29 protein-coding genes and 1 tRNA gene are annotated in these 26,670 nt (G+C 52.9%); 23 read left to right on the plus strand and 7 right to left on the minus strand.

Annotated features, from left to right (window positions below):
- Positions 1-22: 22 nt before the first annotated feature.
- Both istA (BQ5462_RS05210) and BQ5462_RS05215 read left to right on the plus strand, forming a co-directional pair.
- Positions 23-1,342, plus strand: a complete 1,320-nt coding sequence (gene istA, locus BQ5462_RS05210; protein WP_071142347.1) for an IS21 family transposase — start codon at positions 23-25, stop codon at positions 1,340-1,342.
- On the plus strand, positions 1,335-2,135 hold the full coding sequence (locus tag BQ5462_RS05215; RefSeq protein ID WP_205407931.1) for an ATP-binding protein: 801 nt from the start codon (positions 1,335-1,337) through the stop codon (positions 2,133-2,135). Before istA (BQ5462_RS05210) ends, BQ5462_RS05215 begins: the two co-directional genes overlap by 8 nt.
- A gap of 326 nt (positions 2,136-2,461) precedes the next feature.
- On the opposite strand, the gene istB is transcribed toward BQ5462_RS05215, so the two are convergent.
- Both istB and istA (BQ5462_RS05230) read right to left on the minus strand, forming a co-directional pair.
- On the minus strand, positions 2,462-3,265 hold the full coding sequence (istB, locus tag BQ5462_RS05225; RefSeq protein ID WP_071141508.1) for an IS21-like element helper ATPase IstB: 804 nt from the start codon (positions 3,263-3,265) through the stop codon (positions 2,462-2,464).
- Entirely contained in the window at positions 3,258-4,454 is a 1,197-nt protein-coding gene (istA, locus tag BQ5462_RS05230; RefSeq protein ID WP_205407907.1) for an IS21 family transposase, read from the minus strand. The genes istB and istA (BQ5462_RS05230) overlap by 8 nt, the downstream gene beginning before the upstream one ends.
- 312 nt (positions 4,455-4,766) lie before the next feature.
- Here istA (BQ5462_RS05230) and BQ5462_RS05235 point away from each other — a divergent pair, with 312 nt between their 5' ends.
- Positions 4,767-4,988, plus strand: a complete 222-nt coding sequence (locus BQ5462_RS05235) for a hypothetical protein (RefSeq protein WP_071142352.1) — start codon at positions 4,767-4,769, stop codon at positions 4,986-4,988.
- 467 nt (positions 4,989-5,455) lie between these two features.
- Here BQ5462_RS05235 and BQ5462_RS05240 read toward each other — a convergent pair.
- Positions 5,456-5,532 (minus strand) — tRNA-Pro (locus BQ5462_RS05240).
- A 23-nt stretch (positions 5,533-5,555) separates the two neighbouring features.
- Positions 5,556-7,208, minus strand: a complete 1,653-nt coding sequence (locus tag BQ5462_RS05245; protein ID WP_071142353.1) for a DUF4127 family protein — start codon at positions 7,206-7,208, stop codon at positions 5,556-5,558.
- A gap of 63 nt (positions 7,209-7,271) precedes the next feature.
- Between BQ5462_RS05245 and rsmD the strand changes: the two genes are divergently transcribed.
- From rsmD to BQ5462_RS05260, 3 genes are read left to right on the plus strand one after another with little or no spacing between them, the layout of a single operon-like run.
- Positions 7,272-7,826 (plus strand): 16S rRNA (guanine(966)-N(2))-methyltransferase RsmD, encoded by a 555-nt coding sequence (rsmD, locus tag BQ5462_RS05250; RefSeq protein ID WP_071142354.1) that lies wholly within the window; start codon positions 7,272-7,274, stop codon positions 7,824-7,826.
- Positions 7,827-7,879: 53 nt separating this feature from the next.
- Entirely contained in the window at positions 7,880-8,371 is a 492-nt protein-coding gene (coaD, locus tag BQ5462_RS05255) for a pantetheine-phosphate adenylyltransferase (RefSeq protein ID WP_071142355.1), read from the plus strand.
- A 23-nt stretch (positions 8,372-8,394) separates the two neighbouring features.
- Complete coding sequence (locus BQ5462_RS05260; RefSeq protein WP_235819579.1) at positions 8,395-8,961, plus strand: hypothetical protein; 567 nt, start codon at positions 8,395-8,397, stop codon at positions 8,959-8,961.
- Between the two features lie 68 nt (positions 8,962-9,029).
- Here BQ5462_RS05260 and BQ5462_RS05265 read toward each other — a convergent pair whose 3' ends face one another.
- Together BQ5462_RS05265 and BQ5462_RS05270 are read right to left on the minus strand one after the other, a co-directional pair.
- Entirely contained in the window at positions 9,030-9,398 is a 369-nt protein-coding gene (locus tag BQ5462_RS05265; RefSeq protein ID WP_071142356.1) for a VOC family protein, read from the minus strand.
- Between the two features lie 75 nt (positions 9,399-9,473).
- A complete protein-coding gene (locus BQ5462_RS05270; protein WP_071142357.1) occupies positions 9,474-10,703 on the minus strand; it encodes a tRNA(Met) cytidine acetate ligase in 1,230 nt (409 codons plus the stop codon).
- 117 nt (positions 10,704-10,820) lie between these two features.
- Here BQ5462_RS05270 and BQ5462_RS05275 point away from each other — a divergent pair, with 117 nt between their 5' ends.
- The 13 genes from BQ5462_RS05275 (at position 10,821) to rnc (ending at position 21,292) form a co-directional block, all read left to right on the plus strand.
- The gene (locus BQ5462_RS05275; protein WP_071142358.1) at positions 10,821-12,017 is read left to right on the plus strand and encodes an acetate/propionate family kinase; all 1,197 of its coding nucleotides are present in this window, start codon (positions 10,821-10,823) and stop codon (positions 12,015-12,017) included.
- Between the two features lie 188 nt (positions 12,018-12,205).
- Positions 12,206-12,583 (plus strand): YceD family protein, encoded by a 378-nt coding sequence (locus tag BQ5462_RS05280; protein ID WP_235819580.1) that lies wholly within the window; start codon positions 12,206-12,208, stop codon positions 12,581-12,583.
- A gap of 23 nt (positions 12,584-12,606) precedes the next feature.
- Complete coding sequence (rpmF, locus tag BQ5462_RS05285; protein WP_071142360.1) at positions 12,607-12,789, plus strand: 50S ribosomal protein L32; 183 nt, start codon at positions 12,607-12,609, stop codon at positions 12,787-12,789.
- 156 nt (positions 12,790-12,945) lie between these two features.
- Positions 12,946-13,602, plus strand: coding sequence for a fructose-6-phosphate aldolase (fsa, locus tag BQ5462_RS05290; protein WP_071142361.1), 657 nt, complete (start codon positions 12,946-12,948; stop codon positions 13,600-13,602).
- 115 nt (positions 13,603-13,717) lie between these two features.
- Complete coding sequence (gene fapR / locus BQ5462_RS05295) at positions 13,718-14,308, plus strand: transcription factor FapR (protein WP_071142362.1); 591 nt, start codon at positions 13,718-13,720, stop codon at positions 14,306-14,308.
- Positions 14,292-15,308, plus strand: a complete 1,017-nt coding sequence (gene plsX, locus BQ5462_RS05300) for a phosphate acyltransferase PlsX (protein ID WP_071142363.1) — start codon at positions 14,292-14,294, stop codon at positions 15,306-15,308. Before fapR ends, plsX begins: the two co-directional genes overlap by 17 nt.
- Positions 15,309-16,319 carry a beta-ketoacyl-ACP synthase III gene (locus tag BQ5462_RS05305; protein ID WP_071142364.1) on the plus strand — a complete coding sequence of 337 codons (1,011 nt, stop codon included), beginning with the start codon at positions 15,309-15,311 and terminating at the stop codon, positions 16,317-16,319.
- The gene (gene fabD / locus BQ5462_RS05310; protein ID WP_071142365.1) at positions 16,316-17,263 is read left to right on the plus strand and encodes an ACP S-malonyltransferase; all 948 of its coding nucleotides are present in this window, start codon (positions 16,316-16,318) and stop codon (positions 17,261-17,263) included. Before BQ5462_RS05305 ends, fabD begins: the two co-directional genes overlap by 4 nt.
- Before the next feature lies 1 nt (position 17,264).
- Positions 17,265-18,008 (plus strand): 3-oxoacyl-[acyl-carrier-protein] reductase, encoded by a 744-nt coding sequence (gene fabG / locus BQ5462_RS05315; protein ID WP_071142366.1) that lies wholly within the window; start codon positions 17,265-17,267, stop codon positions 18,006-18,008.
- A 35-nt stretch (positions 18,009-18,043) separates the two neighbouring features.
- Positions 18,044-18,286 (plus strand): acyl carrier protein, encoded by a 243-nt coding sequence (locus BQ5462_RS05320; protein ID WP_012938736.1) that lies wholly within the window; start codon positions 18,044-18,046, stop codon positions 18,284-18,286.
- Positions 18,287-18,369: 83 nt separating this feature from the next.
- Positions 18,370-19,320 (plus strand): nitronate monooxygenase, encoded by a 951-nt coding sequence (locus BQ5462_RS05325; protein WP_071142367.1) that lies wholly within the window; start codon positions 18,370-18,372, stop codon positions 19,318-19,320.
- 15 nt (positions 19,321-19,335) lie between these two features.
- Positions 19,336-20,583 (plus strand): beta-ketoacyl-ACP synthase II, encoded by a 1,248-nt coding sequence (gene fabF / locus BQ5462_RS05330; RefSeq protein WP_071143313.1) that lies wholly within the window; start codon positions 19,336-19,338, stop codon positions 20,581-20,583.
- Between the two features lie 10 nt (positions 20,584-20,593).
- Positions 20,594-21,292, plus strand: a complete 699-nt coding sequence (rnc, locus tag BQ5462_RS05335) for a ribonuclease III (RefSeq protein ID WP_071142368.1) — start codon at positions 20,594-20,596, stop codon at positions 21,290-21,292.
- A 100-nt stretch (positions 21,293-21,392) separates the two neighbouring features.
- On the opposite strand, the gene BQ5462_RS05340 is transcribed toward rnc, so the two are convergent.
- Positions 21,393-22,418 (minus strand): branched-chain amino acid aminotransferase, encoded by a 1,026-nt coding sequence (locus tag BQ5462_RS05340; RefSeq protein ID WP_071142369.1) that lies wholly within the window; start codon positions 22,416-22,418, stop codon positions 21,393-21,395.
- Positions 22,419-22,693: 275 nt separating this feature from the next.
- Between BQ5462_RS05340 and BQ5462_RS05345 the strand changes: the two genes are divergently transcribed.
- The 4 genes from BQ5462_RS05345 to pyrH all read left to right on the plus strand — a co-directional run bounded on the left by BQ5462_RS05345 (position 22,694) and on the right by pyrH (position 26,670).
- The gene (locus BQ5462_RS05345) at positions 22,694-23,887 is read left to right on the plus strand and encodes an alanyl-tRNA editing protein (RefSeq protein WP_071142370.1); all 1,194 of its coding nucleotides are present in this window, start codon (positions 22,694-22,696) and stop codon (positions 23,885-23,887) included.
- A 192-nt stretch (positions 23,888-24,079) separates the two neighbouring features.
- Positions 24,080-24,826, plus strand: a complete 747-nt coding sequence (gene rpsB, locus BQ5462_RS05350; protein WP_071142371.1) for a 30S ribosomal protein S2 — start codon at positions 24,080-24,082, stop codon at positions 24,824-24,826.
- Between the two features lie 33 nt (positions 24,827-24,859).
- Entirely contained in the window at positions 24,860-25,741 is an 882-nt protein-coding gene (gene tsf / locus BQ5462_RS05355) for a translation elongation factor Ts (RefSeq protein ID WP_071142372.1), read from the plus strand.
- 203 nt (positions 25,742-25,944) lie between these two features.
- Positions 25,945-26,670, plus strand: coding sequence for a UMP kinase (pyrH, locus tag BQ5462_RS05360; RefSeq protein WP_071142373.1), 726 nt, complete (start codon positions 25,945-25,947; stop codon positions 26,668-26,670).

Raw genomic sequence — 26,670 nt, forward strand, 5'->3', positions numbered from 1 at the left:
CGCATCAGTTTAAAGGAGAACTATGAAAAAAGATACTAATAGCAATGACCCACAGATCATTCTATCACACGCTATCGAAGATATGAAGTCGGAAAAAGGCGAAAACTTCGATATTAACAAGCTCAACCTTGCAGAGCTTGAACGCAGAACCGGTTTTTCCCGTGCTAAACTTCGTCGCTACAAGAAAGATGGTTTTGTCATCAAACCTCATGCTCGTACAGGTAAACGAGCTACTACGACTGTTCTGTCGGGTTACACTGGCCTACTGGATGATCTTTTAAGAAAAAACGTTACAAATGCTTCTGTCTGCTATGAAAGATTACAGGAGCATGGGTACTCAGGTGGTCAAACACAAGTCAGAGTCTATATTGAGAACCACCAGGATCTGATTCCACCTAAGCGCCTTCTTGTTGCCCCTCAGGGTAATCGAGGCAGACGTTATAGTACAGCGGCTGCTGAGGCCTATCAGATGGACTGGGGATTTATAGACATTGAATGCTTTGACGGAAACCATTATCGTTGTGCCTGTTTTGCGATGATCTGTCATCACTGCGGCGAGCGATATATCGAGTTCTTTCCAAACGCCAAACAGGAAAACCTCTTTATCGGAATGATTCATGCTTTTGTACTCATGGGCATTCCGAAGTATGTTCTGACAGACAACATGAAAAGTGTTGTTATCGGACGAGATCCGGATAAACATCCGATCTGGCAGCATGACTATGAAAACTTCATGAAAACGGTTGGTTTTGAAACAAAACTTTGTAAACCTCGTCATCCCTTTACGAAGGGCGCTGTGGAGAGACTGATTCGTTTTGTCAAAGACAACTTTATTCCAGGACGAGTTTTCAGCAACATAACCGAGTTAAACTATCAGGCACTTTCATGGTGTCGTTTCCAAAACAGTCGATATCATCGAGCTGTGGATTGTGTTCCGGAAGAAAAACATAATCGGGAATGCATGCAGTCAGCATGTATTCTGGAACCGACACAGGAACTGATGTTTTATCTTTGTCCGCCGCGTCTGATCTCTTTTGATGGCTTTGTGAACTATGAAGGACGTCGTTTTGGAGTCCCATACTGGTATCAGAAGCGAATCTGTCGTGTTCAAAGGCGAGAGTATGAACTCACGATATATGATGAAGACTTAAGCCGAATCCTCACTGTTCATGACGTGACATGGAGCAAAAGAGATAGCTTTTGCCAGGATCAGTATGTTTCTGCCCAGCCTGAAGAGTTTCCTTCAGTACCTGTGAAATCAAAAATCATGCAGATTGAGGAGAAAACACCAGCTTCAGATTTTTCCAAATTTAACTTTGAGGAGGGTCTGTGGGATGAATGATGTGTTTTCACGATTAACTGCTGATATCGAATCTCTGAAGATCAGTGCTTATACGAATGGACTATGGGATCTTCTGGATTCCAAAGCGATGAGCGCAGATCAACTGGAAGCGATAGCTCTTGTATTCGATCACTTACGTTTTGAAAAGGAAGAAACCATTAGGAATACGCTATTAAAGATGAGTCGTCTTCCATTGAAAGAACCAAAGACCTTTAAAGGATTTGATTTTTCTCAGGTCAAAGGAAAACAGGTCGAAGCACTAAAAAATCTTCCTTCTTTAACGGCTGTGAATGCCGGAAGAAATCTGGCATTTATCGGGCCACAGGGTGTTGGAAAAACTCATCTGGCAATGGCTTATGGAAGAGAATGCTGCCTTCATGGGTTAAAAACTTACTTCATGAAAGCAACGGAACTGAATCAGCGATTAACCGATGCAGTGAAATATGGCCGAGAGAGTTCGACCATAAATGGCCTGGTTAAGCCATCGTGTCTTATCATAGATGAGATAGGTCGATGTGTATTCAACAAAGAGGCAACACGGATGTTTTTTGATATGGTGGATCGAAGGTACAACAAAGAAGGTCCGAATACTATGATCTTTACCAGCAACATGAGTCCAAACAAGTGGGGAGAATACTTCAGCGAAGATTCTTCCTTGCTGTGTGCTTTAGACCGCATCTTTGATGATGCAACGGTATTCATGATGAAAGGTAAAAGCTATCGCGGAAAGCGTCTGGAAACGATAGCGATTGAAACCGGTACACCCAAACCGGTTGTTGCAACTAAGGATTAAACTATCAACTACTGATGCGTTGGTTTTTTTAATCCGATGAGAATTGGTTGTTTTAGCCCGATGAAATATGGCTATTTCAGCCCGATGCTAACAATGATTACCAATTTGGAACAATATGAAATTATTTATCATTATCTAACACGTGTAGTAGTTGTCCTTTTTCTTATCTTGGGGTGGACTGAAAGTAAAAATCTTGGTAAAAAAAAACAAAAAAAAGTAAAATCGGCTATGATTAAAGTTTATGTTGTCAAGGCCGGGTTCAATTTGACCCATTTGGCCGGTTAAAAGTGACCCAATAAAACGGTAAATTCAATGCTTTTTCTGCCTTAGGGCCGGAAGTCCTTAAAGCCGGTTTTCCCAAGGCCGGGCTGGGGGACGGCCGGATTCAAACCTGCACGCAGACGATCTTTCAGCCGGTAACTCTCACCTCTAATATTTATCACATGAGCATGGTACAGCAATCGGTCCAGGATAGCAGTCGCAATCACTGAATCGCTCATGAGTTCACCCCAGTCACTGAAATACTTGTTGCTGGTCATAATTATGGTGCCCCGCTCGTAGCGGGCACAGACAATCTGGAACAGCAATTCTGCCTGCTGCCGGCTCAGCTGCATATAGCCAACTTCATCTATCACCAGGACATCTGGCCGGGCGTAAAATTTGCAGCGCCTGGACAACAGCCTTTTTTCCCGACGCTTTTCCAGATCTTCAATAAGATGGGCTAGCGTAATGAAGTATGCGGTTTTGCCGTGGTGCAGGGTTTCTACCGCAAACGCGGTGGCCAGGTGCGTCTTGCCGACCCCCGGCGGGCCCAGCAGGATCAGATTTTCACCTCGTTCCACAAAAGCAAGTGTACGCAGTTCCTGGAGCTGTTTCGGATTCAGGCTGGGCTGGAACGAAAAATCGAATTCCTCCAGGGTCTTCACGGCCGGGATCCGCGCAGCTTTCATCCTTTTCCGGATGGCTTTCTCAGTTCGTTCCTTCTGTTGAAAGCTCAGGAGCTGGTCGAGAAACGAAATAAAAGTCGAGTCTTTTGCAGCGGCCGTTTCCAGAAGGGCATCCAGCTGGCAGGCTGCCTCCGGCATATTGAATTCAGCCAGGAGCTGCCTGGCATGCTCCACTTCAAGCATTGGATACCACCTCCATCAGCCTGTCGTAAAGGGCTAGAGGTCGTTTCACCACATCCTCTTTCATCTGGATTCCTGCCGTTCGAGGGTAAGCAATGCCTTCCTTTGCCTCCAATCCGCTGTATTGCGCCTGCTGCGGAACATAATATCCCTTTACTTCAGAGAGCGGTATATCTGCCACAGGAAGGTTATCTACGAATACCTGTACATGGTTCTGGTACAGCCGGACCCGGGCTTCTCTGCCGCTGTAATGCCAATCTATACCATAGAGATGACCATCGAAACTGACGAATCCATCTTTGGAAATCCGCCGATCTTCCCAGCGGTAACGGTTACGCAGTTCCTGAGGCGGGAGCGGGTTCAAATGCTCGGCCGCCAATTCCTGCAGAGGGATTTTCCCTGTAGTCCCATGCTTCTTGCCGTTCACATGCTGGCACCATTGAAGAGCCTGACGGTTCAGGTCGTACAGATTGGTGAAACGTCTTCCAGGCAGGAAATTCTCCTTGAGATAACGGACAGAACGTTCCACCTTCCCTTTCGTCTGAGGCCGGCGTACCTTACAGGTGGAAGGCTTGAAGCCCATATCGGCACAGAAACTTTCGAAAGCGGGAAGGAAGATGGTCTTACCGGCCTCGTGTTTCAGGACAACTGTCTTCATGTTGTCTGTCAGCACAACATCAGGAACTCCGCCGAAATATTCGAAAGCGTTCAGGATGCAGCGTTCCAGGCTTTTGAGGTCACACCGCTTTGTGAATTCCACGTACCTGGCCCTGGAGTATCCCAGGGTCATGACGAAAGCCGGAACTTTATGGAATTCGCCATCTGTGCCCAAATATTGGCAGATTCCCCAATCCATCTGGGCTTGTCTGCCGGGCTCGGTTTCATACCGTGGCACAGCCGGGATGGTCTTTGGCGGACGAAAAACGTGGACATAATCCTTGATGATGGTCTTCCCACCGGTGTAACCCATCTGTTGCAAGGTCTCCAGGATGACGACGCAGTTGAATATGCCATCGTGCATCATCTGGTTGACCTGCGGCTTAAAGGGATCCAGAATGGAACCGCGCTTATGAGGTTGCTCCGGCAGAGTAGCCACTTGCATATACTTCTTGGCCGTATTCTTGGAAATATTCTGCTCTTTACCGATAGCATATGCGCTCTTGCCTTTTCTTGCACTATCGCGTATTATCATAATAAGCCCACTTCCTATCATTTGGACTACCTCCTAACAAGTTTGGTCGCTTATTATTATGGTAATCCACTTTGGTATGAGGTGGGTCATTTTTTTCCGGCCCTTTAGGTCAATTATAGTCCGGCCTTAACAATGTCGCATTAACAATATATATAATATTAAAATATTTTGGAAACTTCTTTTAAATAACAGATTGCGCTTGGCCTGGTTAAAAATGCTAACATTAGTCAGCTGAACCGGGATACGAAAAACAGCCTCCAGAAACTGGCGACCATCTTTAACAAGGAGAAAGTCCAGGAAAAGCAGGAACTGGTGAGCGAACTGAGCAAAGTGGGGAACCGGGCCATCCATGAACTGGCCGCACGGAAAGGCTGGCAGGAAGGCAGTGATGAAAAGATCCTGGCCCACAGCATTTTCGGAGGGCTGCTCAGTTCCCTGGCAGGCGGAAAGATCGCAACCGGAACATTGGCCGGAGGTGTGGGAGAATACGTAAACGGTCGGATTCTGGCCGCCAAAGGGAAAGCCTTGACATAGGAATCGATTGCTCTGATCGACCTGCTTTCAGACCTGGGAACGGATGCCCCTGACGGGTCATCCCTACGCAACCCACGTGCGGTATGTCGATCGCTTTGATTGACCCGCTTACAGACCTGCCCTGCATGAAAAAAATTCTTTTCCAACCACGACTCGCTATCCACCAGCCACTGAAAAAGAGAGTGTGATTTTTTCACACTCTCTTTTTGTGTGGTTGGAACCTGGCGTTCTGGTGAGGGCCATGAACGAAACAACTCTCACTTTATTTTTGTGAATCGTCCTGGTACTTCTTTTGCAAAAAAGAAATTAACCGCCCCAAGCTTCCAGGCTAGGCGGTTAATCCTGATCTAACTATGGGATGGGACGGGGTGGTGTGTAAAATCAGTTGCAAGACAGTAAAGGGATACTGTGATTGTCAGGATATACAAAAAAGGACTGCCCGCAGACAGTCCTCCCATTTTTCAAGTTGGTCGGGGCGACAGGATTCGAACCTGCGGCCTCTTAGTCCCGAACCAAGCGCGCTACCAAACTGCGCTACGCCCCGACAACGTATGTAATTATAGCGGCTTATTGTCCTTTTGTCAAGGCTTCCCTGCCAAATTCCGGCAAAATCTTCAGACGGATCTCAAAGGGGCGCTCCCAGGGCAGGTTCACCACGAATTGTGTATCTCGCAGGTAGTAGGCGTACTGCCCGTCCTGGTAGTAGGGGAATTGCCGGCAATACCAGATGAAGGCCTGCTGGTAGACCCCCAGCTCCCGGGACAGGTAGCAGGTGGCTGCCACAGGGTAGGCACCGCCTTTTTCCGGATCCACACCGTTCAGATCCTGCAGTTCCGCCATATGGGGCCGCACCAGTTTCTGGTAGGCCCAGTCATCCAGGAATCTTGCGTAGTTGAACTTGAAATTGGCGCTGTACAGGGCTGGCAGCTGTTTCTTTGGCAGTCTTTTTGCCTGGCCGCTGACGATGGTTCCCTGGGCTACAGCCGTGCCGATGGCGTTGCTGGCCGTATTCCACCCCGAATAGCTGAGCAGCCGGGGGATGGGGGTCCCGTTGGCCATGAGATGGGGCAGGATGCAATCACCGGCGGCGAACCGTGTGGAAAGGTCTACCAGGGCGACCGGTTTCTTTTCCATCAGTCCTTTGATGCGCCGGGCGATGGCCGTATAATCTTCCTGCTTTTCGCTGCCGCAGTGGATGAACAGGAGAAAATCCGCCCCTTCCAGGGAATCTGTTTCCTCTCCATTGGCCAGATTAATCTTTTCTTTGGCAATCTGTTCCAGGGTCAGAGGAACGAAATGCAGGGTGTAGTCCTTCATCTCGTCGCTGCCGTACAATACTTTGATCCTGGGACGGTACCCGGTGCGCCGGCTGTAGATCCGGGCGGCGGCCAGGGCACCCAGTTCATCGGCTCCCTGGGAGGTGTAGATGGGCGGGTGCAGGTCATAGGCCCTGGGATAGGCAGCTGCGTTCAGCCGGTTGTAGTTGGGCAGGCCGTAGGGATGGGCATCGTCCTGCCCGATCACCAGGTCTGTCAGGTTCTGCTCTGTCACGAACTGGACCAGTTCCTGGTTGAACCGGTCGTTGTCCCGGTACAGGGTGATGTACTTCCACTTCAGATCCATGGGGATGGTGGCCTTCATTTCTTCGTACAGGTCATGATCGTAGGGAAGCCCCCGGATTTTCTTGTCCATGTTGATGGTCCAGGTCATGAGCTGCCACTGATACCACCGGTCAGGAAGCACGTTGCTGCTGATCAGCAGGCGGGGAATGACGGAATACAGGTAGTACTGCTTATCCGGATACTGTTCCTTCAGATCCTGCAGGTACGTGAAGAAATCTCCGGCTTTCTGGTCCGTCACCGGTTCCATCCGGGAGTGGAGCAGACCACCGAACAGCAGCAGGTCTGTGGAAAGGAGCACTCCGTTCTGCCCGGGCAGCTGCTGGTCCAGCCAGGTTTTTATCTGGGGAACCCTGGCGGGTACGTCGTACCAGTCCATGATCTCATCGGGAGGGGCCGTGAAGCGGATGCCTCCCAGCCGGCCCAGCTCCTGGGTGAAATCCCGGCAGGGGGGACGATTGTCCAGGGGCAGCAGGGCCCACTTCTCGGCTGTGGGCACGGTGTCTGGCGAAAAAACAGCCCCTTTGGGAGACAGAGTATGATACAATACACCTGCAGCCATGCAAAGTGCGGCAAGGGCGGCGAGAGGACTCTTTTTCACAGCAGGGGCTCCTTTCTTTTATGATATAATAATCTATTATAAACTACGGAAGAGGTTTTGTGTATGCGAATCATTACGGGAAAAGCCAGAGGACTGAAGCTGGTGACCCCGAAGAATTATCTGGTGCGGCCCACGGCGGACCGGGTGAAGGAAGCCCTGTTCAACATCATCCAGAGCCGCATTCCGGGCAGTACGGTGCTGGATGCCTTTGCAGGTACGGGCAACCTGGGGCTGGAAGCCTGGAGCCGGGGCGCTGAAAAGGTGTTCTACTTCGACAAGAGCCGGGAAAGCCTGAAACTGGTCAGGGCCAATGTGGAAAAGGCCCGGGCAGGGGATGCGGTGACCCTGATCCACACAGATGCGGTGAATGGACTGGCCATGATGGCCCAGCAGAAGCGTCAGTTCGACATCATCTTTTCGGACCCGCCCTACGACAAGGGGCTGAACCAGAAGGTGGTGGAAGCCCTGGGAAAATGGCCGGTACTGAAGGAGGGGGGCCTGCTGGTGCTGGAACATTCCCTGCTGGAGGACCCACGGGAGTATATGCCCCAGGGCCTGGAAATCCGTTCTGAAAAGTATGGGGATACGAAAATCTCTTTAATACTGTGGAAAAGCTGATTTGTTTTTGTTATAATGATACGTAGCAAATCTGCTTCTCTTGGAGGTTCAACGTGCGTAAAGCTGTATGTCCGGGTAGCTTCGACCCGGTTACCATGGGACATCTTGATATTTTTGAACGGGCCAGCAAGATGTTTGATGAACTGATTGTCAGTGTGTTCGTCAATCCGGCCAAGGACAAGGCCATGTTCTCCATGGAGGAGAGGGTCGCCATGATCCGGAAAGCCACCGCCCATATCCCCAATGTGCGGGTTACCTGTTTTTCCGGGCTGCTCAATGAATTCTGCGAGCAGGAAGGGGCCAGATTCATCGTGCGCGGGCTGCGGGCATTTACGGATTTCGAATACGAATTCCAGCGGGCCCTGCTGATGAAAGAAATCGATGAACAGCTGGAAACGGTGTTCATCATGACCAATGCCAAATATTCCTATCTGAGCTCCTCCGGAGTGCGGGAAATGGTCTATTTTGGCGGCGATATCGCCGGCTTCGTGCCGGACTGCATCCGGGAGACGGTGATGCAGAAGGCAAAAGCCCGTAAGCAGTGACGGAATACAAAAAGGAAGGAACGATGGTCATGGAATTAGATAAGATCTTGGATGAAATGGAAAGCATCCTGTCGGATGGCTGGAGAGTGCCTTTTGTCAACAAAGTGATGATCGACGAAAACGAAATCACTATGGTCATGGATAAACTGAGAGCCGCCGTGCCCCTGGAAGTGAAACGGGCCCATGACCTCCTGGAAGAACAGAAGAATATCATCGACAAGTCCCGGGCAGAAGCCGACCATATCGTGGAACAGGCCCATGCCGAGGGTGGCCGGATCGTGGACCTGGCCAAGGCAGAAGCCGATCGCCTGGTGCGCCAGGAAGAAGTGGTGAAAGCGGCCGAAGAAAAAGCCAATGGCATCATCGCCACCACCCAGCAATACGACCGGGATATGCGGGCTGCTGCCGATGCCTATGCCGAAAAACTGCACAGCGAATCCATGCAGTATGCCATGGACGTGTTCAACTACCTGGAAGAAAACCTGACCAAGACCCTGAGCGCTGTCAAGGACAACAGCAATGCCCTGAAATCTTCCTACGATGCGGATCACCAGCTGAATGCCGGCGGCAACGACGAAGAAAAGAAATAAGGATCGCTGGCGAGAGCACAGTGACAGAGAAAAAAGAAGGGATGCGGAAAAATCCGCATCCCTTCTTTTTATTTGTTTTCCGGCAGCACTTCAATCCAGTACCCATCCGGATCACTGATGAAGTAGATGCCCATGGCCGGGTTTTCGTAGCAGATACAACCCATTTCCTTGTGTCTGGTATGGGCAGCTTCGAAATCGTCCACTTTGACGGCCAGATGGAATTCGTTATCCCCCAGGTTGTAGGGTTCCTTCCGGTCGTGGAGCCAGGTCAGCTCCAGCAGATGGGGCGTGATGCCGCCATCGGACAGATAGGCCAGGGTGAAGCCGGGGCCTTCGAATTTCTTTGCGACGTGGAAGTCCAGGGCATCCTTGTAGAACTGCAGGCTTTTCTCCAGATCCAGGACGTTGAAGTTGTTGTGGGCAAAATGGAATTTCATGCAAATACCTCCTGTTGGTTGATGGTTTCATGATAGCCTGTTCCCGAAAAATTGTACAGTAGGAACTTATATGTATCATGGTATCTTTTTAGATACCATGACTGGCCTTTCCTTATAATCCTTCCCCGTGATCCGCTCCTCTGTCAGCAGCTCGTACAGGTCCTGGGCCCTCAGGTCCAGGGTGAGCTGCTGGCGGAAGACAGGAGCGGGGGCCTTCTTCAGGGTATCCTTCTGGATGGTGGTGAGCAGCGGCAGGGTGGCCCGCTTCTTCATGGCTTTCAGCAGCTGCCGGCCGGTTTCGTTGAACCCCAGCACCCGGATATACTGGGGGGGTGCACTGGCCGCCGAGGCAAAGGGGATTTCTTCCGATGACAGCAGCCACTGCCACAGCAGGCGCCGGATCCGGGAAGCCGGATAGCGCTTTGTGCTGCAGGCCTCCACCAGCTGCCGGGAACTGCCGGACCGGCGGTTCTTCCAGATCCGCTCCTCCAGTCCTTCAGAAACCTGGGTCCGGGCAGCGATATCCCTTGGGGTGGCCGTTTCCAGGGTCCAGCTGAGCAGGGCATCCAGTTGACGGGCCTGGAACCCCGGTTCCCGGTCCTTCAGGTACTGCCGGAACCGTGGTACTTCCTCTTCCACCAGCCCGGTCCTGACTGCCTCAGTCATTCCGTGCTCCAGGATTTCCCGGCGCAGGGCGGTGGCACTGGGCAACTGTCCTTTTTCCAGGGTGGTGTCCCCATAGGCAGTGCCGGAACGGTGGATGGGGAGGGGAGAGAGCCGGGGAAAGTCTTCCAGGGCTTTCAGATATTCCAGGGCCAGCAGGTTGTTGGATCCGGAAAACAGTACCCCATAGGCCGGGTTCCGGCGGACGGCCAGTTCCTGGGCGGCTTTTGCATAGGAAAGACCCCGGCTCAGGGCCTGCTGCCATGCTTCCGGTGTGAAGCGCTCCCGGGCAAGCTGGACCAATGGTTCCGGGTTCTCTGCTTCGCATCCGAAGCTCAGGTGGGTAACAACCCCGGTGGCCGAGAGGAGGGCTGTCCCGGTCCGGGCGAACCCCTGGGCACTTTGCAGGGATCCGGTCACCGGCAGCTCCAGTATCAGATCCACCCCACCCAACAGAGCCAGGACGGTCCGCTGCCATTTGTCCCACAGAGGAAGCTGCCCCCGCTGGGTCAGGCTGCCGCTCATGACGGCCACCACGGGAACAGGACCCAGGGCCTGCCGCACCTGATCCAGCTGATACCGGTGCCCCCGGTGAAAGGGATTGTATTCGGCCACGATGCCCACAACAGAACAGAAATCCATGGGATACTCCTTAAAAAATTTATTTTACAAATCCGTGAATCTTTGCTAACATATATTAGTATTATAGCATAAGCATAATACTGGTTTAAAATCAGTAGATCATCAGGAGGCAATGTAATGAAGATTTTTGTTGTAAACTGCGGCAGCTCTTCCATTAAGTATCAGCTGATCGATATGGCCGATGAATCTGTCATCGCCAAAGGTCTGGTTGAACGGATCGGTATCGAAGGCTCCGTGCTGACCCATACCCCTGCCGGCAAAGACAAAGTCCGTCTGGAAAGCTCCATCCCCAACCATGTGGACGGCATCAAGAAGGTGCTGGCTGCTCTGGTAGACCCCAACTATGGCGTCATCAAATCCATGGATGAAATCGGTGCCGTTGGCCATCGTGTGGTGCATGGCGGCGAAATCTTCAACCAGTCCGTAGTGATCACCGACGAAGTACTGAAACAGATCGAAGCCCTGAGCGATATGGCTCCCCTGCATCAGCCTGCCAACCTGGCCGGGATCCGTGCCTGCCAGGAAGTCATGCCCGGTACTCCGCAAGTTGCCGTATTCGATACCGCCTTCCATCAAACCATGCCTCCTGTGGCATACATGTTCGGCGTGAAATACGAAGAATACAAGGACTATGGCATCCGCAAATACGGTTTCCATGGGACTTCCCACAAATATGTTTCCGGTGTAGCTGCCGCCATGCTGGGCAAAGACATCAAAGATACGAAGATCATCACCTGCCATCTGGGCAATGGCTCCAGCATCACCGCTGTTGACGGCGGCAAATCCGTGGATACTTCCATGGGCTTCACTCCGCTGGACGGCGTGCTGATGGGCACCCGTACCGGTTCCATCGATCCGGCTGTGGTTCCTGTGCTGATGCAGAAGAAAGGCCTGGATGCTGCCGGTGTTGACAAGTACATGAACAAAGAATGCGGCGTTCTGGGTGTTTCCGGCGTTTCCAGCGACTTCCGTGATCTGGAAGATGCGGCTGCCAAAGGCAACGAAAGAGCCAAACTGGCCCTGGATATGTTCTGCTATCAGGTAAAACGCTACATCGGTGCTTATGCAGCTGCCATGGGCGGCGTCGATGCCATCGTCTTCACCGCCGGCGTGGGTGAAAACGACATCCATACCCGTCAGCAGGTCTGCGAAGGCCTGGAATTCCTGGGTGTGAAACTGGACGCTGAACGGAACAACGTTCGCGGCAAAGCCACCGAAATCAGCGCTGCTGACTCCAAGGTGAAGGTGTTCCTGATCCCCACCAACGAAGAACTGGCCATTGCCCAAGATACCCTGAGACTGTGCAGCAAATAAGATGATTTGGGCTTTTGCTTGACAAAGGCCGGTTTCATCGATATAATGTAACGGTTGATAATATGATTAAGATCAATGTAGCAGAAATCAAAAAAAGACTGACAGGGTCAGAATCGTTCCAATACACTCTGACTCCCGCACAGTTGGACCTTTTGCCGGAAGATGCACCCCTGGAGGGGAACATCGAAGTGAAAGGGACGATTTCCAACGGGGGCGATGTGCTCCTGCTGCAGGCTGAGGAAAAATTCGTTTGCCACGGCACCTGTGCCCGCTGTCTGAAAGACGTGCGTATGGACCTGACGGCCCATGTGGAGGAACGGTATTATCCCGAAGGCACAGCAGGTCTGGAAGAGGATGCTTTTACCTATCAGTTTGATGTGGTGGATGTTACGGATGCTTTAAGAGAATCCCTTCTGCTGGCTATTCCGGCGAGAGTCCTGTGCAAACCGGACTGCAAGGGAATCTGCCCGGTCTGTGGAGCCGATCGCAATGTGACAGATTGTCACTGCGATACCCGGTCCATCGACCCAAGGTTGGAAGCTCTGAAAGCCTTGTTGGAGAAATAGCGAAGTGTAGGAGGTGTACGAATATGGCAGTACCGAAGAGAAAAATGTCCAAAGCCCGCCGGGATTCCCGTCGTGCCAACTGGAAACTGAGTGCTCCTGGCCTGGTGGAATGCCCGCAGTGCCACGAAATGAAGCGCCCTCACCATGTATGCCCTGAATGCGGCTACTACGATGGTAAGGAAGTCGTAAAGACGGAAGAAGAATAAGGCTGAACGGTCTGACCGGAATGTCTGCAGAGGAGTTGCCCCAGAGGGCAGCTCCTCTTTTTCTATGTCATTGTTTCCCTGTTCCTAAATCCTGCAAATTGGCTTATAATAAAAAGATAGAACGACTATAATCCCTACAGTTAGGAGAGAGTGCAAATGAAATTCTTCATTGATACAGCCAACCTGGATGAAATCCGGGAAGCAGCCGCCATGGGTATCATCAGCGGCGTGACCACCAATCCCTCCCTGATTGCCAAAGAAGGGAAGGACTACGAGGAAACCCTGCGGGAAATCGCCAAAATCGTGGACGGCCCCATTTCCGGCGAAGTGAAGGCCAGCACCACCCTGGCCCGGGATATGTGCATCGAAGGCCGCATCATCTCCCAGATCCATCCCAATATGGTGGTGAAGATCCCCATGACGGTGGAAGGACTGAAAGCCGTGAAGATCCTGTCTTCTGAAGGCATCAAGACCAATGTGACCCTGGTGTTTTCTGCCACCCAGGCCCTGCTGGCAGCCCGGGCCGGTGCCACCTATGTATCTCCGTTCCTGGGACGGCTGGATGATATTTCCACCGATGGCTCCCGGCTGATCAAGGAAATCGTCACCATCTTCAGGAACTATCCTGACATCACCACCAAAATCATCTGTGCTTCTGTGCGCCATCCCATGCATGTACTGGAGTGTGCCAAACTGGGAGCGGACATCGCCACCGTACCCTTTAAGGTCCTTATGCAGATGGTCCAGCATCCTCTGACCCGTACCGGCATCGAGAAATTCTGCCAGGACTTCGAAGCGGTATTTGGAAAATAATCTATGAACAACCTGTAAATTGTGATACAAAAACAGCCCATCCTATTGTGTTTTACCCACTTTCTGGTATAATAGACCTTAGTATTATGACTAGGTGATAAAAGTAGGTGGTAGAATGGGTTCTGCAGGACAGAAAAAAGCAAGGCAACAGAAGCTGCAGCAGCTTCTGGAACGGAATCCCTTCCTGACCGACGAACATCTGGCAGAAACATTCCAGGTGAGCATCCAGACCATACGGCTGGATCGCCTGGCCCTGGGAATCCCGGAGGTGCGGGAACGGACCCGCCATATGGCGGAGGACGCCCAGGAAAAGCTGAAAGCCATTGCCAGCGAGGAAATCGTAGGAGAACTGATCGACCTGGAAATCGGGGTCAGCGGCATCTCCATGATGACGGTGGACCAGGAAATGGTGCTGCAGCGGACCGGCGTCTGCCGGGGACAGTATATGTTCGCCCAGGCCAATTCCCTGGCCCTGGCGGTCATCGACGCACCGGCAGCCCTGACGGGCGTTGCCAATGTGAAATATAAGATCCCTGTTTCTGTGGGCGCCGTACTGGTGGCCCGGGCTGAAGTGGTCCGGAAACAGGAGGATAAATATACAATCTGGGTGAAAATCAGGAACAACCACCGGGAAGTATTCCGGGCTAAATTCCTGATTGTCGCCATACCGGAACAAAGGAGCCAAGTAGATGAAAATCGCAGTTGATGTAATGGGAACTGACTATGGCCCGGTTGAAATCATCAAAGGCGTGCTTCAGGCAGTCGCAGAATACGGATGCGAAGTGGTCCTGGTAGGGGACCAGGAGGTGATCCGCAGGGAACTGGCCAGAGAACACCAGGAGAACAACCCCAGGATCACCATCCATCACGCCAGCCAGGTCATCGAGATGAAGGACCACCCGGGCATCAGCGTCATGAAGAAAAAAGATGCCTCCATTGTGGTGGCCACTCATCTGCTTCGGGAAAAAGAATGTGATGCACTGGTCTCTTCGGGGAGTACAGGGGCTGCTGTGGCCTCTGCCCTGTTCGGACTGGGCCGGATCAAAGGCATCGAGCGGCCGGCCATTGCCACGGTGATCCCCAGCATGACGGGAGCCACCGTTCTGGTGGACTCCGGTGCCAAGGTGGACGCCAAACCGGAACAGCTGGTGCAGAATGCCATCATGGGGTCCGTGTACGCGGAACTCCAGCTGGGCATCCCCCAGCCCCGGGTGGGTCTTTTGAATATCGGCGAAGAGGAGACCAAGGGGAATGAACAGTGCCTGGCCACCTACCCGTTGCTCAAGAAAGATCCCCACATCCACTTCATTGGCAATGTGGAAGGCCGGGACATCAATGCAGGGACTGTGGACGTGGTGGTCTGCGATGGCTTCGTAGGCAATGTGGTGCTCAAGACCATGGAAGGTCTGGCCGCAGCTGTGATGCAGATCCTGAAAAAGACCCTGCTGAACAGCGGGATCCTGGCGAAAGTGGGAGCTCTGCTGCTGAAGCCGGCTCTCATGAAGATGCAGAAGCAGATCGATGTATCGGAATACGGCGGTGCGCTGCTGTTGGGCGTACGGGCTCCCTTCATCATCTGCCACGGCAATTCCAAGGCCAAGTCCATCAAGAGTGCCCTGCGGGTTGCCATTGAACTGACGGAGAAGGATGTTGTGGGCCGGATCCGCAAAGAAATCATGCACGACGAAGAAAGTGGTGAACTGTAAATGAATAAACCAGCGGTCGGATTTCTGGGACTGGGCTACTATGTGCCGGAAAAAGTACTGACCAATTTCGATTTGGAAAAAATGGTGGATACCAGCGATCAATGGATCGTGGAACGCACGGGGATCCGGGAACGGCATATCGCTGCACCGGAACAGGCTACCTCTGATCTGGCCTTCATCGCCGCCCAGCGGGCCCTGGAAGATGCCGGGCTCAAGGGGGAGGATCTGGACCTGATCGTGGTGGGAACAGAATCCCCGGATATGAAGTTCCCCTCCGTAGCCTGCATGCTGCAGGATAAACTGGGTGCCAGCCATGCGGCGGCCTTTGATCTGGCTGCCGGCTGTTCCGGTTTTGTGTATGCCTGCGGTATCGCCAGCCAGACCATTGTCAGCGGGCTGTACAAGCACGTGCTGGTGGTAGGGGCGGAAACCCTGTCCCGGATCCTGAACTGGCAGGATCGAAACACCTGTATCCTGTTCGGCGACGGGGCCGGCGCAGCAGTGCTGGGTCCTGTAGAAGAAGGCTACGGCATCCTGTCCGTGGACCTGGGGGCTGACGGAGCCGGTGGCAAGTTCCTGAACATGCCGGCCGGAGGTTCCCGCAAACCTGCTTCCCTCGAAACAGTGGAAGCCAAAGAACACTGCATCCACATGGTGGGTAAGGAAGTATTCAAATTTGCCGTGAAGGTCATGGGCCGCAGCGTGCTCAGCGCCTTGGACAAGATCGGGATGGGCAAGGAAGACATCGACCTGCTGATCCCCCATCAGGCCAACCAGCGGATCATCGATTCCGCGGCCAAACGGCTGAAGCTTTCGACAGATAAGATTTTCGTGAATCTGGAAAAATATGCCAATACGTCAGCAGCCTCCATTCCCATCGCTCTGTGCCAGGCACGGGATGAGGGACGGCTAAATAAAGGAGAGAACGTGGTGATGGTGGGCTTCGGTGCCGGCCTGACCTATGGTTCCCTGGTAGTGAAATGGCAAAAAGATGAGGAGGCCAGAGCATGAGCAAGATTGCTTTTGTGTTCCCGGGACAGGGGTCCCAAAAAGTGGGCATGATGAAGGAACTGTACGATAATTATGCCTGCGTCCGTGATGTATTCAAAGAAGCTGATGAAGCACTGGGCTTTTCCATGACGGATCTGTGCTTCAAAGGGCCGGAAGAGCAGCTGCGGCTGACCTATAACACCCAGCCCGCCATCCTGACCTGCAGCATTGCAGCCATGAAGGTGCTGAACGAAAACGGGGTGTTCCCTGCTGTGGCCGCCGGTCACAGCCTGGGTGAATATTCTGCCCTGGTCTGCGCCGGCAGCCTGAAATTCGCTGACGCAGTGCGTACGGTGCGCAAGAGAGGCCAGTTCATGCAGGAAGCCGTACCGGTAGGGCAGGGAGCCATGGCCGCCATCATTGCCCTGGCTACGGACAAGATCAGAGAAATCTGCGCCGACGTGGAAAAGGAAACGGGGAAAGCCTGCCAGGCTGTGAACTTCAACTGCCCGGGTCAGGTGGTCATCGCCGGTGCCACGGAAGCGGTACAAAAGGCCTGCGATGCCATGAAGGAAGCCGGGGCCAAACGGGCCATCCTGCTGCCGGTCAGTGCACCTTTCCACAGCACCCTGATGCAGCCGGCTGCTGACCGTCTGAAGGAAGTCCTGGACAGCATTGAAGTGGCTGACGCCAAGATCCCGGTCTATGCCAACGTAACGGCCAAACCGGAAACCAGGGGCGAGGAGATCCGCGACGTGCTGGTGAAACAGGCTGCCAGCCCGGTACAATGGGAAACCAGCGTACGGAACATGATCGCCGACGGTGTGGATACCTTCATCGAAGTGGGACCGGGCCGGGTGCTCACCGGTTTTGTGAAGAAGATCGACCGCTCCTTCACAGGCCAGAATGTGGAAGACCTGGCCAGCCTGGAAAAAACCCTTGCGTATTTAAAGGAGGTCAGATAAAATGACTTTAGTCGGGAAAGTGGCACTGGTTACTGGCGGTTCCCGGGGCATCGGCCGTGCCGTAGCCTTGAAACTGGCAGAAAACGGTGCTGATGTGGCCATCAATTATGCCGGTAATACGGCAGCCGCTGAAGAAGTGAAAGCTGCCATCGAAAAACTGGGCCGCAAAGCCATGCTGGTCCAGGGCAGTGTTGCTGATACCGACGGTGTCCAGGCTCTTGTGAACCAGGTGGTGAAAGAACTGGGACGTCTGGATATCCTGATCAATAATGCGGGGATTACCCGGGACGGCCTCCTGATGCGCATGAAAGAAGCGGATTGGGATGCGGTGCTGGAAACCAATTTGAAAGGCGTATTCAACTGCTCCAAAGCTGTCATGCGCACCATGATGAAGCAAAAGAGCGGGCGGATCGTAAATATGGCCTCCGTTGTAGGGGAAATGGGCAATGCCGGCCAGGCCAACTATGCAGCCGCCAAGGCGGGTGTCATCGGTTTCACCAAGAGCCTGGCCAAGGAAGTGGCCTCTCGCGGGATCACTGTCAACGCAGTGGCCCCCGGGTTCATCGCCACGGACATGACCAAAGTCCTGACGGACGACCAGAAGGCAGAAATGGCCAGAAGCATCCCTCTGGGACGGGCCGGCCAGCCTGAAGATGTTGCCAATGCAGTTTTATTCCTTGTGTCCGATGAAGCTGCTTATATAACCGGCCAGGTTTTAAATGTGGACGGTGGCATGGTAATGTAGTATCATTATAGAGATGGAGAAGGAGGTGAATCGAAATGAGCGAACAAAGCACTTTTGAAAAAGTAAAGGCTATCACCGTTGACCAACTGAGCGTTGCTCCGGAAGACGTAAAGATGGACTCTACGTTTATCGATGACTTGGGAGCTGACTCTCTGGACATTGTGGAACTGATCATGGCTTTCGAAGAGGAATTCAACACTGAAATCCCCGACGATGTGGCTGAAAAGATCCGCACTGTAAGAGACGCAGTTGAACTGTTGGATAAAGAAGGTAAATAATCCCATTATTTCGGAAGGTCCCTGCTATCAGGGGCTTTCCGAACTTTATCCTTGATCTTATGATCTGAAATGGGGGATTTTTGTTGAAAGTGCCAGTGCTGAAGATTGGTGAAAAAGTAGCAACAATGCCTATCGTCCAGGGCGGTATGGCTATACGCTTGTCCACGGCGCGTTTGGCAGCTTCGGTGGCCAATGAAGGCGGTGTGGGTCTGATCGCTGCTTCTGGTCTGCCCTTCGATCAGCTGCGCAAAGAAATCCGTCTTGCCCGGAAATTATCCAACGGCAAGGGAATGATCGGCATCAATGCCATGGTGGCCGCCCGGGAATTTAAGGGGCTGATTACAACTGCAGCCCAGGAGAAAGTCGATTTGATTGTGGCCGGGGCTGGCTTTTCCAGAGATATGTTTGCGGTGGGCAAAGAATATGGTGTACCCATTGTGCCCATTGTATCCTATGCCAAATTGGCAAAAATTGCGGAACGGCTCGGTGCTTCTGCCGTTGTGGTGGAAGGGACTGAAGCAGGGGGCCATTTGGGGACCCAGCGTTCCATTAAAGATATTCTGCCGGAAATCCTTTCGGTTGTCAAAATCCCTGTGATTGCAGCAGGGGGCGCTGTCGACGGCAATGACGTGGCAGAGCTGTTAAAAATGGGGGCCAGTGGGGTCCAGATGGGCAGCCGGTTTGCTGCCAGCGAGGAATCCAACGGTGCTCCGATGTTAAAACAATTCTATCTGAAAATGACCGCAGACGATGTGGTGCAAATAGATAGTCCGGTAGGGTTCAAGGGCCGTGCCGTCCTGACACCGTTTTCCAAAGCGGTGCTGGAAGGCCATCCGCTGAAGCCCACCACCTGTGACAGCTGCCTGAAGCACTGCTCCCGCAGCTTCTGTATCATCCGGGCACTGACCCGGGCCCAGCAGGGCGATCTGGAGACAGGTCTGGTGTTTACCGGCGCCAATATGTGGAAAATTAAAGAAATCCTTCCGGTTCATGAAATCTTTAGACGAATCAAGGAAGATCTGGATAAAAATTAAGACGAGGTGATCCTGTTGAAACGTAGAGTGGTAGTGACCGGCCTCAGTGCGATTACGCCCATCGGTATCGGCAAAGATGAATTTTGGAAAAGCCTGATGGCAGGGAAATCCGGCATTGGCCTGATTACCCAATTTGATACGACGGATTTTAACTGCAAGATTGCCGGCGAAGTGAAAGGCTTCGATTTCGCCGATTATGGCGACCGGAAAGAAGGCAAGCGGATGGACCGGGTGACCCAGTTCGCCGTGGCAGCCGGCAAGATGGCTGTGGCCGATGCAGAACTGGATCTGGCCAAAGAAGATGTGGACCGGATCGGTGTGTGCGTAGGCACCGGGATCGGCGGTATCCATACGTTCCTGGATGCAGCCACGAAACTGAACGAAAAAGGACCGGGCCGGATCAGCCCGTTCTTCATTCCCATGGAAATCCCCAATATGCCTGCTGCCCAGATTGCCATCGACCTGGGGGTGAAAGGACCCAACACGGCCATTGTCACTGCTTGCTCCACGGGCTCTGACTGCATCGGGGAAGCCCTGCGGACCATCCAGTACGGCGATGCCGATGTGATGATTGCCGGTGGTACGGAAGCGGCCATTTCTCCCATTGCTGTGGCCGGTTTCGACAACATGAAGGCCCTGAGCCGGAACAATGAGGTTCCGGAAAAAGCGTCCTGCCCCTTCGACAAGAAGCGCAGTGGCTTTGTCATGGGCGAAGGTTGCGGCCTGATTGTAGTGGAAGAACTGGAACACGCCAAAAAGCGTGGGGCCCATATCTATGCAGAACTGGTTGGCTACGGCCACAACAGTGACGCCTACCATATCACCGCTCCGGATCCGGAAGGGGATATGCAGGTGAAATGCATGGAGATGGCCATCAAAGACGCCGGCCTGACTCCCGATGACGTGGACTATGTAAATGCCCATGGGACCAGCACCCACCGCAATGACCTGAACGAAACCAACTGCTGCAAGCGGGTATTTGGAGAACGGGCCAAACAGGTGCCCATCAGCTCCATCAAATCCATGACCGGCCATCTGCTGGGCGGTGCTGGCGGCGTGGAAGCTGTTGCTACCATCCTGACCATCAAGAACGGCATGATTCCTCCCACCATCAACTACGAAGATGTGGATGTGGAAGAAGGCATGGATCTGGACTATGTACCCAATGTGGCCCGGAAAGCCGATGTGAAGGTGGCACTGTCCAATAACTTTGGCTTTGGTGGTCACAATGCCATCCTGTGCTTCAAAAAGTACGAAGACTAAGGGTCCTGTGATGGAGGAACAACGGCAAAAAGAGCTGGAAGGGCTCTGTCACAGCCTGGATATGACCATGAATGACTGGCACCTGCTGGATATGGCATTGACCCATACGTCCTATGCCTATGAGTCCAAACGGAATCCCCGCCCCCAGCACAATCAGCGGCTGGAGTTCCTGGGAGATTCGGTGCTCAGCCTGGTGGTCAGCACCTATATCTACAAACATTATCCCAAAATGGACGAAGGCGAGTTGTCCAAGCTGCGGGCCTTCCTGGTATGCGAGGAGACCCTGGCCCAGCTGTCTGAGGAATACCATTTGGGAGAGCACCTGCTGTTGGGGAAGGGCGAGATCAATCTGGACGGGGAGGAAAATCCCTCCATCCTGGCGGATGCTTTTGAAAGCGTCCTGGGAGCCTATTATCTGGACCAGGGATTCGCCAAAGCCACCCAGCTGCTTGATCGTCTGCTGATCCGGCGGATTCCGGAACTGACGGCCGATGGCGTGGACCGGGATTATAAGACCCGACTGCAGGAAATGGCACAGAAAGATGGCCCGGCGGATATTCAGTATGAACTGGTCTCTGCAGAAGGCCCCAGCCATAACCGGACCTTTGTGATGCGCGTGCTGGTAAATGGGCAGGAGCAGGGCAGAGGCCGGGGAAGAACCAAAAAAGAAGCCGAGCAGCGTGCTGCCCGAGAAGCACTGCGAAAATAAGCAAAAAAGTGTCGCCTGTTGGGGCGGCACTTTTTTGTTGACTAATTTATTGGAATCAAAAAAGACTGCCGCGCAAGCGACAGTCTTTTGGGTATGGAACTTATTTGACTTCGTGGATCCAGCCTTCCGGACCTTCGATTTCGCCCATCTGGATGCCTCTCAGGGTCTTGTACAGTTTGGTCAGCACAGGGCCCATTTCATCCATGCCACTGGGCAGGCAGATTTCCTTGCCATGGTCTACGATCTTGCCCACAGGGCAGATCACGGCAGCGGTTCCGCACAGACCGGCTTCAGCGAAATCAGCGACTTCAGAAAATTTCACCGGACGATGTTCCACTTTCATGCCCAGCATATCCGTAGCGATGGTGATGATGGAACGGCGGGTGATGGAGGGCAGGATGGAATCGGATTTCGGAGTGACCAGGGTGCCGTCTTTCTTCACGAACATGAAGTTGGCGCCGCCGGTTTCTTCCACGTAGGTGCGGGTTGCCGGATCCAGGTACATGTTTTCATCGAAACCGTTCTTGTGGGCGGTGATGTAGGCATGCAGGCTCATGGCATAGTTCAGGCCGGCTTTGATGTGGCCGGTGCCCCGGGGTGCCGCACGGTCGAAATCGGATACACAGATGGTGATGGGTTTGGCACCGTTCTTGAAGTAGTTGCCTACAGGAGTGCCAAACAGACGGAACTGGTATTCATCAGAAGGTTTTACGCCAATGACCGGGCCAGTGGCAAACAGATACGGACGCAGATACAGAGCACCGCCGCTTTCAAAAGGAGGAATCCAGTCCTTGTTGGCGCGGACCACTTCGTCTACGGCTTCCATGAACATTTCTTCGGAAACCGGCGGCATTTCCAGTCGTTTGGCGGAGTCGATCATCCGTTTTGCGTTCTGATCCGGACGGAAGGTGACCGTACGGCCATCTTTGGTTTTATAGGCCTTCAGGCCTTCAAAAACTTCCTGGCAGTATTGCAGGACGCCGGCACATTCGTTCAGTACCACATTGGCATCATCGGTCAGACCGCCTTTTCCCCATTTGCCGTCTTTGTAATTTGCCACATACCGTTGGGAAGTGGGTTGGTAAGCGAAACCCAGGTTATCCCAGTCTAAATTAACCTTTGACATAAAAACCCCTCGTTTCCTTCGAAAAACTATGATGTTACAAAAATGAATTTTGTATACTTCATAATATTATCCTTTTGCAATGGGTTTGTCAATCATATCCTGAAAAAGGCTTTTTATGCACTTTCCCCGTACTATCATACCATCTTCCAGGATTGCGCAGTTCTGATAGGAGAACTATAATAAGGATAAAACCGTGCCGGGATAGCAGCTGTATCAATATTATATAGGAAAAGATTGATCGGCGGCAGGACGGGAAAAAGCGCGAGGTGGATTCCATGACGAAGAAGTTATACGAAAATGATTCGTTGCTCAAGACCTGTGAGGCCCAGGTGCTGGCCTGTGAACAGAAGGATGACCATTATGAAGTGACGCTGGACCAGACGGTGATTTTCCCGGAAGGGGGCGGTCAGCTGTCCGACCGGGGCTGGCTGGACACCGTGCCGGTGTTCTATGCCTCTGAGGCAGGGCCGGACGTGCACCACTGGACCAATACCCCGGTGGAAGTGGGAAAGAAGGTCCAGGTGAAACTGGACTGGGCGGTGCGGCTGGACCGGATGCAGCAGCACTGCGGGGAACACATCCTGTCCTATGCCTTCTGGAAGACCTGCGGAGCCAATAACGTAGGATTCCATATGAATGAAGACAGTGTGTTCATCGACCTGGACAAGGAAATCGATGAGGAAACCGCCGAAAAGGCGGAACGGATGGCCAACCAGTGCCTGTGGGCCAACGAACCCATTACCCTGCATTATGTGGATTCCACGGAACTGGGGAACTATCCTCTCCGTAAGAAAAACGAGAAGCTGCGGGGCACGGTGCGGCTGGTGGACATCAGGAACGGGGACATCTGTACCTGCTGCGGTACCCATCCTCCTTTTACAGGGATGGTGGGATCCATCCAGATCATCCGTTTCGTCCGCCACAAGGGAGGCAGCCGGGTGGAATTTTTATGCGGTGCCCGGGCACTGACCGAGATGCACAAACGGAATCAGGTTTTGGAGGACACCAGCAATTTCCTGTCGGTGAAGGCGGATGGGGTCCTGCCGGCTGTGGAGAAGCTGCACCAGGAGATCCTGGAACTGCGGGGCCAGGTGCGGGAAAAGACCCAGGAACTGATCCGTTTCCAGCTGCCGGAACGGCTGGAAAAAGCGCCCACCTTCTCCGATGGTACCCGGCTGCTGGTACTGACCCTGGAAGGAACGGCTCAGGAAGGGAAGAGTGCCATGAAGCTGGCTTCCGCTGAACCGAAGGTACTGGCTGCCGTGTTCACGAAGGACGGAGAACGGCTCATGTACCAGTTTGCCTTGAGTGAAGGTGCTACGGGTGACTGCAAAGCCTGCTGCCAGCAGGCCAATGCCCTGTTCCAGGGACGTGGGGGTGGCCGTCCGCAAAGTGCCCAGGGCGGCGGTACAGCAGGTGACGATTGGCAGGAGAAGATAAAGGAGCTGGAAAAACAGATCCTGGGATAGGGGTGCCTCCCGGGCTGCGACCGTTTCCCGTTGAAAACCCTTGCAACAATTGTAACAAATATGATATAATCTTAATCGCTGTGAATGCACAGCCATCCATAATACACACGCAGAGTCAGGACGCGGCTGTCCTCTTTTGCCGAGAGGCCAAGCGAAAAGAGCTCTGCGGAGGGAAAACAGGAGGAATACAAAATGGCAATCGTATCTATGAAACAACTGTTGGAAGCAGGCGTACACTTCGGTCATCAGACCCGTCGCTGGAACCCCAAGATGGCTCCGTATATCTTCACCGAACGGAACGGCATCTACATCATCGATCTGCAGCAGACCGTGAAGAAAGTGGAAGAATGCTACAGCTTCCTGCGTGAACTGGCTGCCCAGGGCGGTACCGTGCTGTTCGTAGGCACCAAGAAACAGGCTCAGGCTGCCATCAAAGAAGAAGCGGAACGCTGCGGCATGTTCTATGTGAACGAAAGATGGCTGGGCGGCATGCTGACCAACTTCAAGACCATCCAGACCCGTATCAAACGGCTGCATGAACTGGAAAAAATGGAAGAAGATGGCACCTTCGACCTGCTGCCGAAGAAAGAAGTCATCGTTCTGCGCCATGAAATGGCCAAACTGGAAAAATACCTGGGCGGTATCAAGAACATGAAGAAGCTGCCCAGCGCTCTGTTCGTCATCGATCCCCGGAAGGAACACAACGCCATCATGGAAGCACGGAAACTGCATATCCCCATCGTAGCCACCGTTGATACCAACTGCGATCCGGATGAAGTGGATTACCTGATGCCTGCCAACGATGACGCCATCCGTGCCGTTCGTCTGCTGACCAGCAAAATGGCTGACGCTGTCCTGGAAGGCAAAGCCAGCGCTGTGGACGAAGAAGCTGCCGCCGCTGATGAAAAGGCTGCTGCTGACGATAAAGACGCTGAATAAGATTTCATTCCGTAAAGTACAGGAGGAATACTGATGGCAATTACTGCTAGCATGGTAAAAGACCTGCGTGACCGTACCGGCGCAGGCATGATGGACTGCAAAAAAGCCCTGACCGCCACCAATGGCGATATGGATGCGGCTATCGATTTCCTGCGGGAAAAAGGCCTGTCCAAGGCTGCCAAGAAAGCCAGCCGTGTGGCTGCTGAAGGTCTGGTAGAAGCCTATGTGGACGAAGCCAACAAAGTAGCCGTCCTGGTCGAAGTGAACTGCGAAACCGACTTCGTGGCCAACACCGACGAATATAAGAACCTGGTCCTGTCCATTGCCAAACACATTGCTGCCAACAAACCGGCTGATGTGGCTGCTCTGAATGACCAGATCTTCCTGGGCACTGACAAGAAAGTCAGCGAAGTCATCACTGAAGCCATTGCCAAAATCGGCGAAAAGATCGATATCCGTCGCTTCACCGTTTATGAATATGGCAATGACACCCTGGGCCACTACATCCATGGCGCCGGCAGAATCGGCGTGCTGGTTGAACTGGAAGGCGGGGACACTGAAGTAGCCAAAGACGTGGCTATGCACATTGCTGCTGCCAACCCGTCCTACCTGGATCGGACCCTGGTTCCCGCTGCAGAACTGGATCATGAAAAAGAAGTCCTGGCAGAACAGGCCAAGAACGAAGGAAAACCGGAAAAGATCATCGAAAAGATGGTCCAGGGCCGGATTCAGAAGTTCTATAAAGAAATCTGCCTGGTCGATCAGGAATTCATCAAAGACCCGGATAAATCCGTGGGTGCTCTGCTGAAAGAACACAATGCCAAAGCCAAGAGATACGTTCGGTATCAGCTGGGTGAAGGCATTGAAAAGAAAAAAGAAGACTTTGCTGCTGAAGTAGCCAGCTTCGTAAAATAACAATCCTGACAAGGGGCTTTCGCTTGGGCGGCAGCCCCTTGTTTTATGACCTTTAAGATTTCGGTCTTGCAGGAAACGGCAAATTCACCTATAATGAGATGGAACAAACTTGTGGATGTTTCGAGTAAGGGTTCGGAAAATCTCTACAGAGGGAGAAGCCATCCGGATGCAAGAGCGACGGAACTCGGTAGGAGGTACTGTCAGTGTCGGGTAATAGAAAGTTCAAACGTGTCATTCTGAAACTCAGTGGGGAAGCCCTGGCCGGTGACAAAGGCTACGGCATCGATCCCAAAACCGTGGATCATATTGCGGCCCAGATCCAGGCTGTCCACGAAAGCGGACTGGACGTGGCCGTCGTCAATGGCGGCGGTAATATCTGGAGAGGGCTGGCCGGTGCTTCCAAGGGCATGGACCGGGCAACCGCCGATTATATGGGCATGCTGGCTACGGTGATCAACTCCCTGGCACTGCAGGATGCCCTGGAAAACCGGGGTGTTCCCACTCGTGTGCAGACGGCCATTGAAATGCGGGCCATTGCAGAACCGTACATCCGGCGGAGAGCCGTACGGCACCTGGAAAAGGGCCGTGTGGTGATTTTCGCTGCCGGTACCGGCAACCCGTACTTCTCTACAGATACCACGGCTGCCCTGCGGGCTGCTGAAATCGAGGCAGATGCCATCCTGATGGCCAAGAAAGGCGTGGATGGGGTCTATGATAGTGATCCGGCCAAAAATCCCAATGCGGTGAAATTCGACCATCTGGAATACATCGAAGTCATCCAAAGAAATCTGGGTGTCATGGATTCTACGGCCATCAGCCTGTGCATGGATAACCATATTCCCATTGTCGTATTCAATATCGATCAGGAAGGAAATATCCTGAAAGCGGCTGCTGGCGAAAAAATCGGAACCCTGGTAGGAGGATTCTAA

Origin of the sequence: Acidaminococcus timonensis (assembly GCF_900106585.1) — a bacterium.
Taxonomy (GTDB): Bacteria; Bacillota; Negativicutes; order Acidaminococcales; family Acidaminococcaceae; genus Acidaminococcus; species Acidaminococcus timonensis.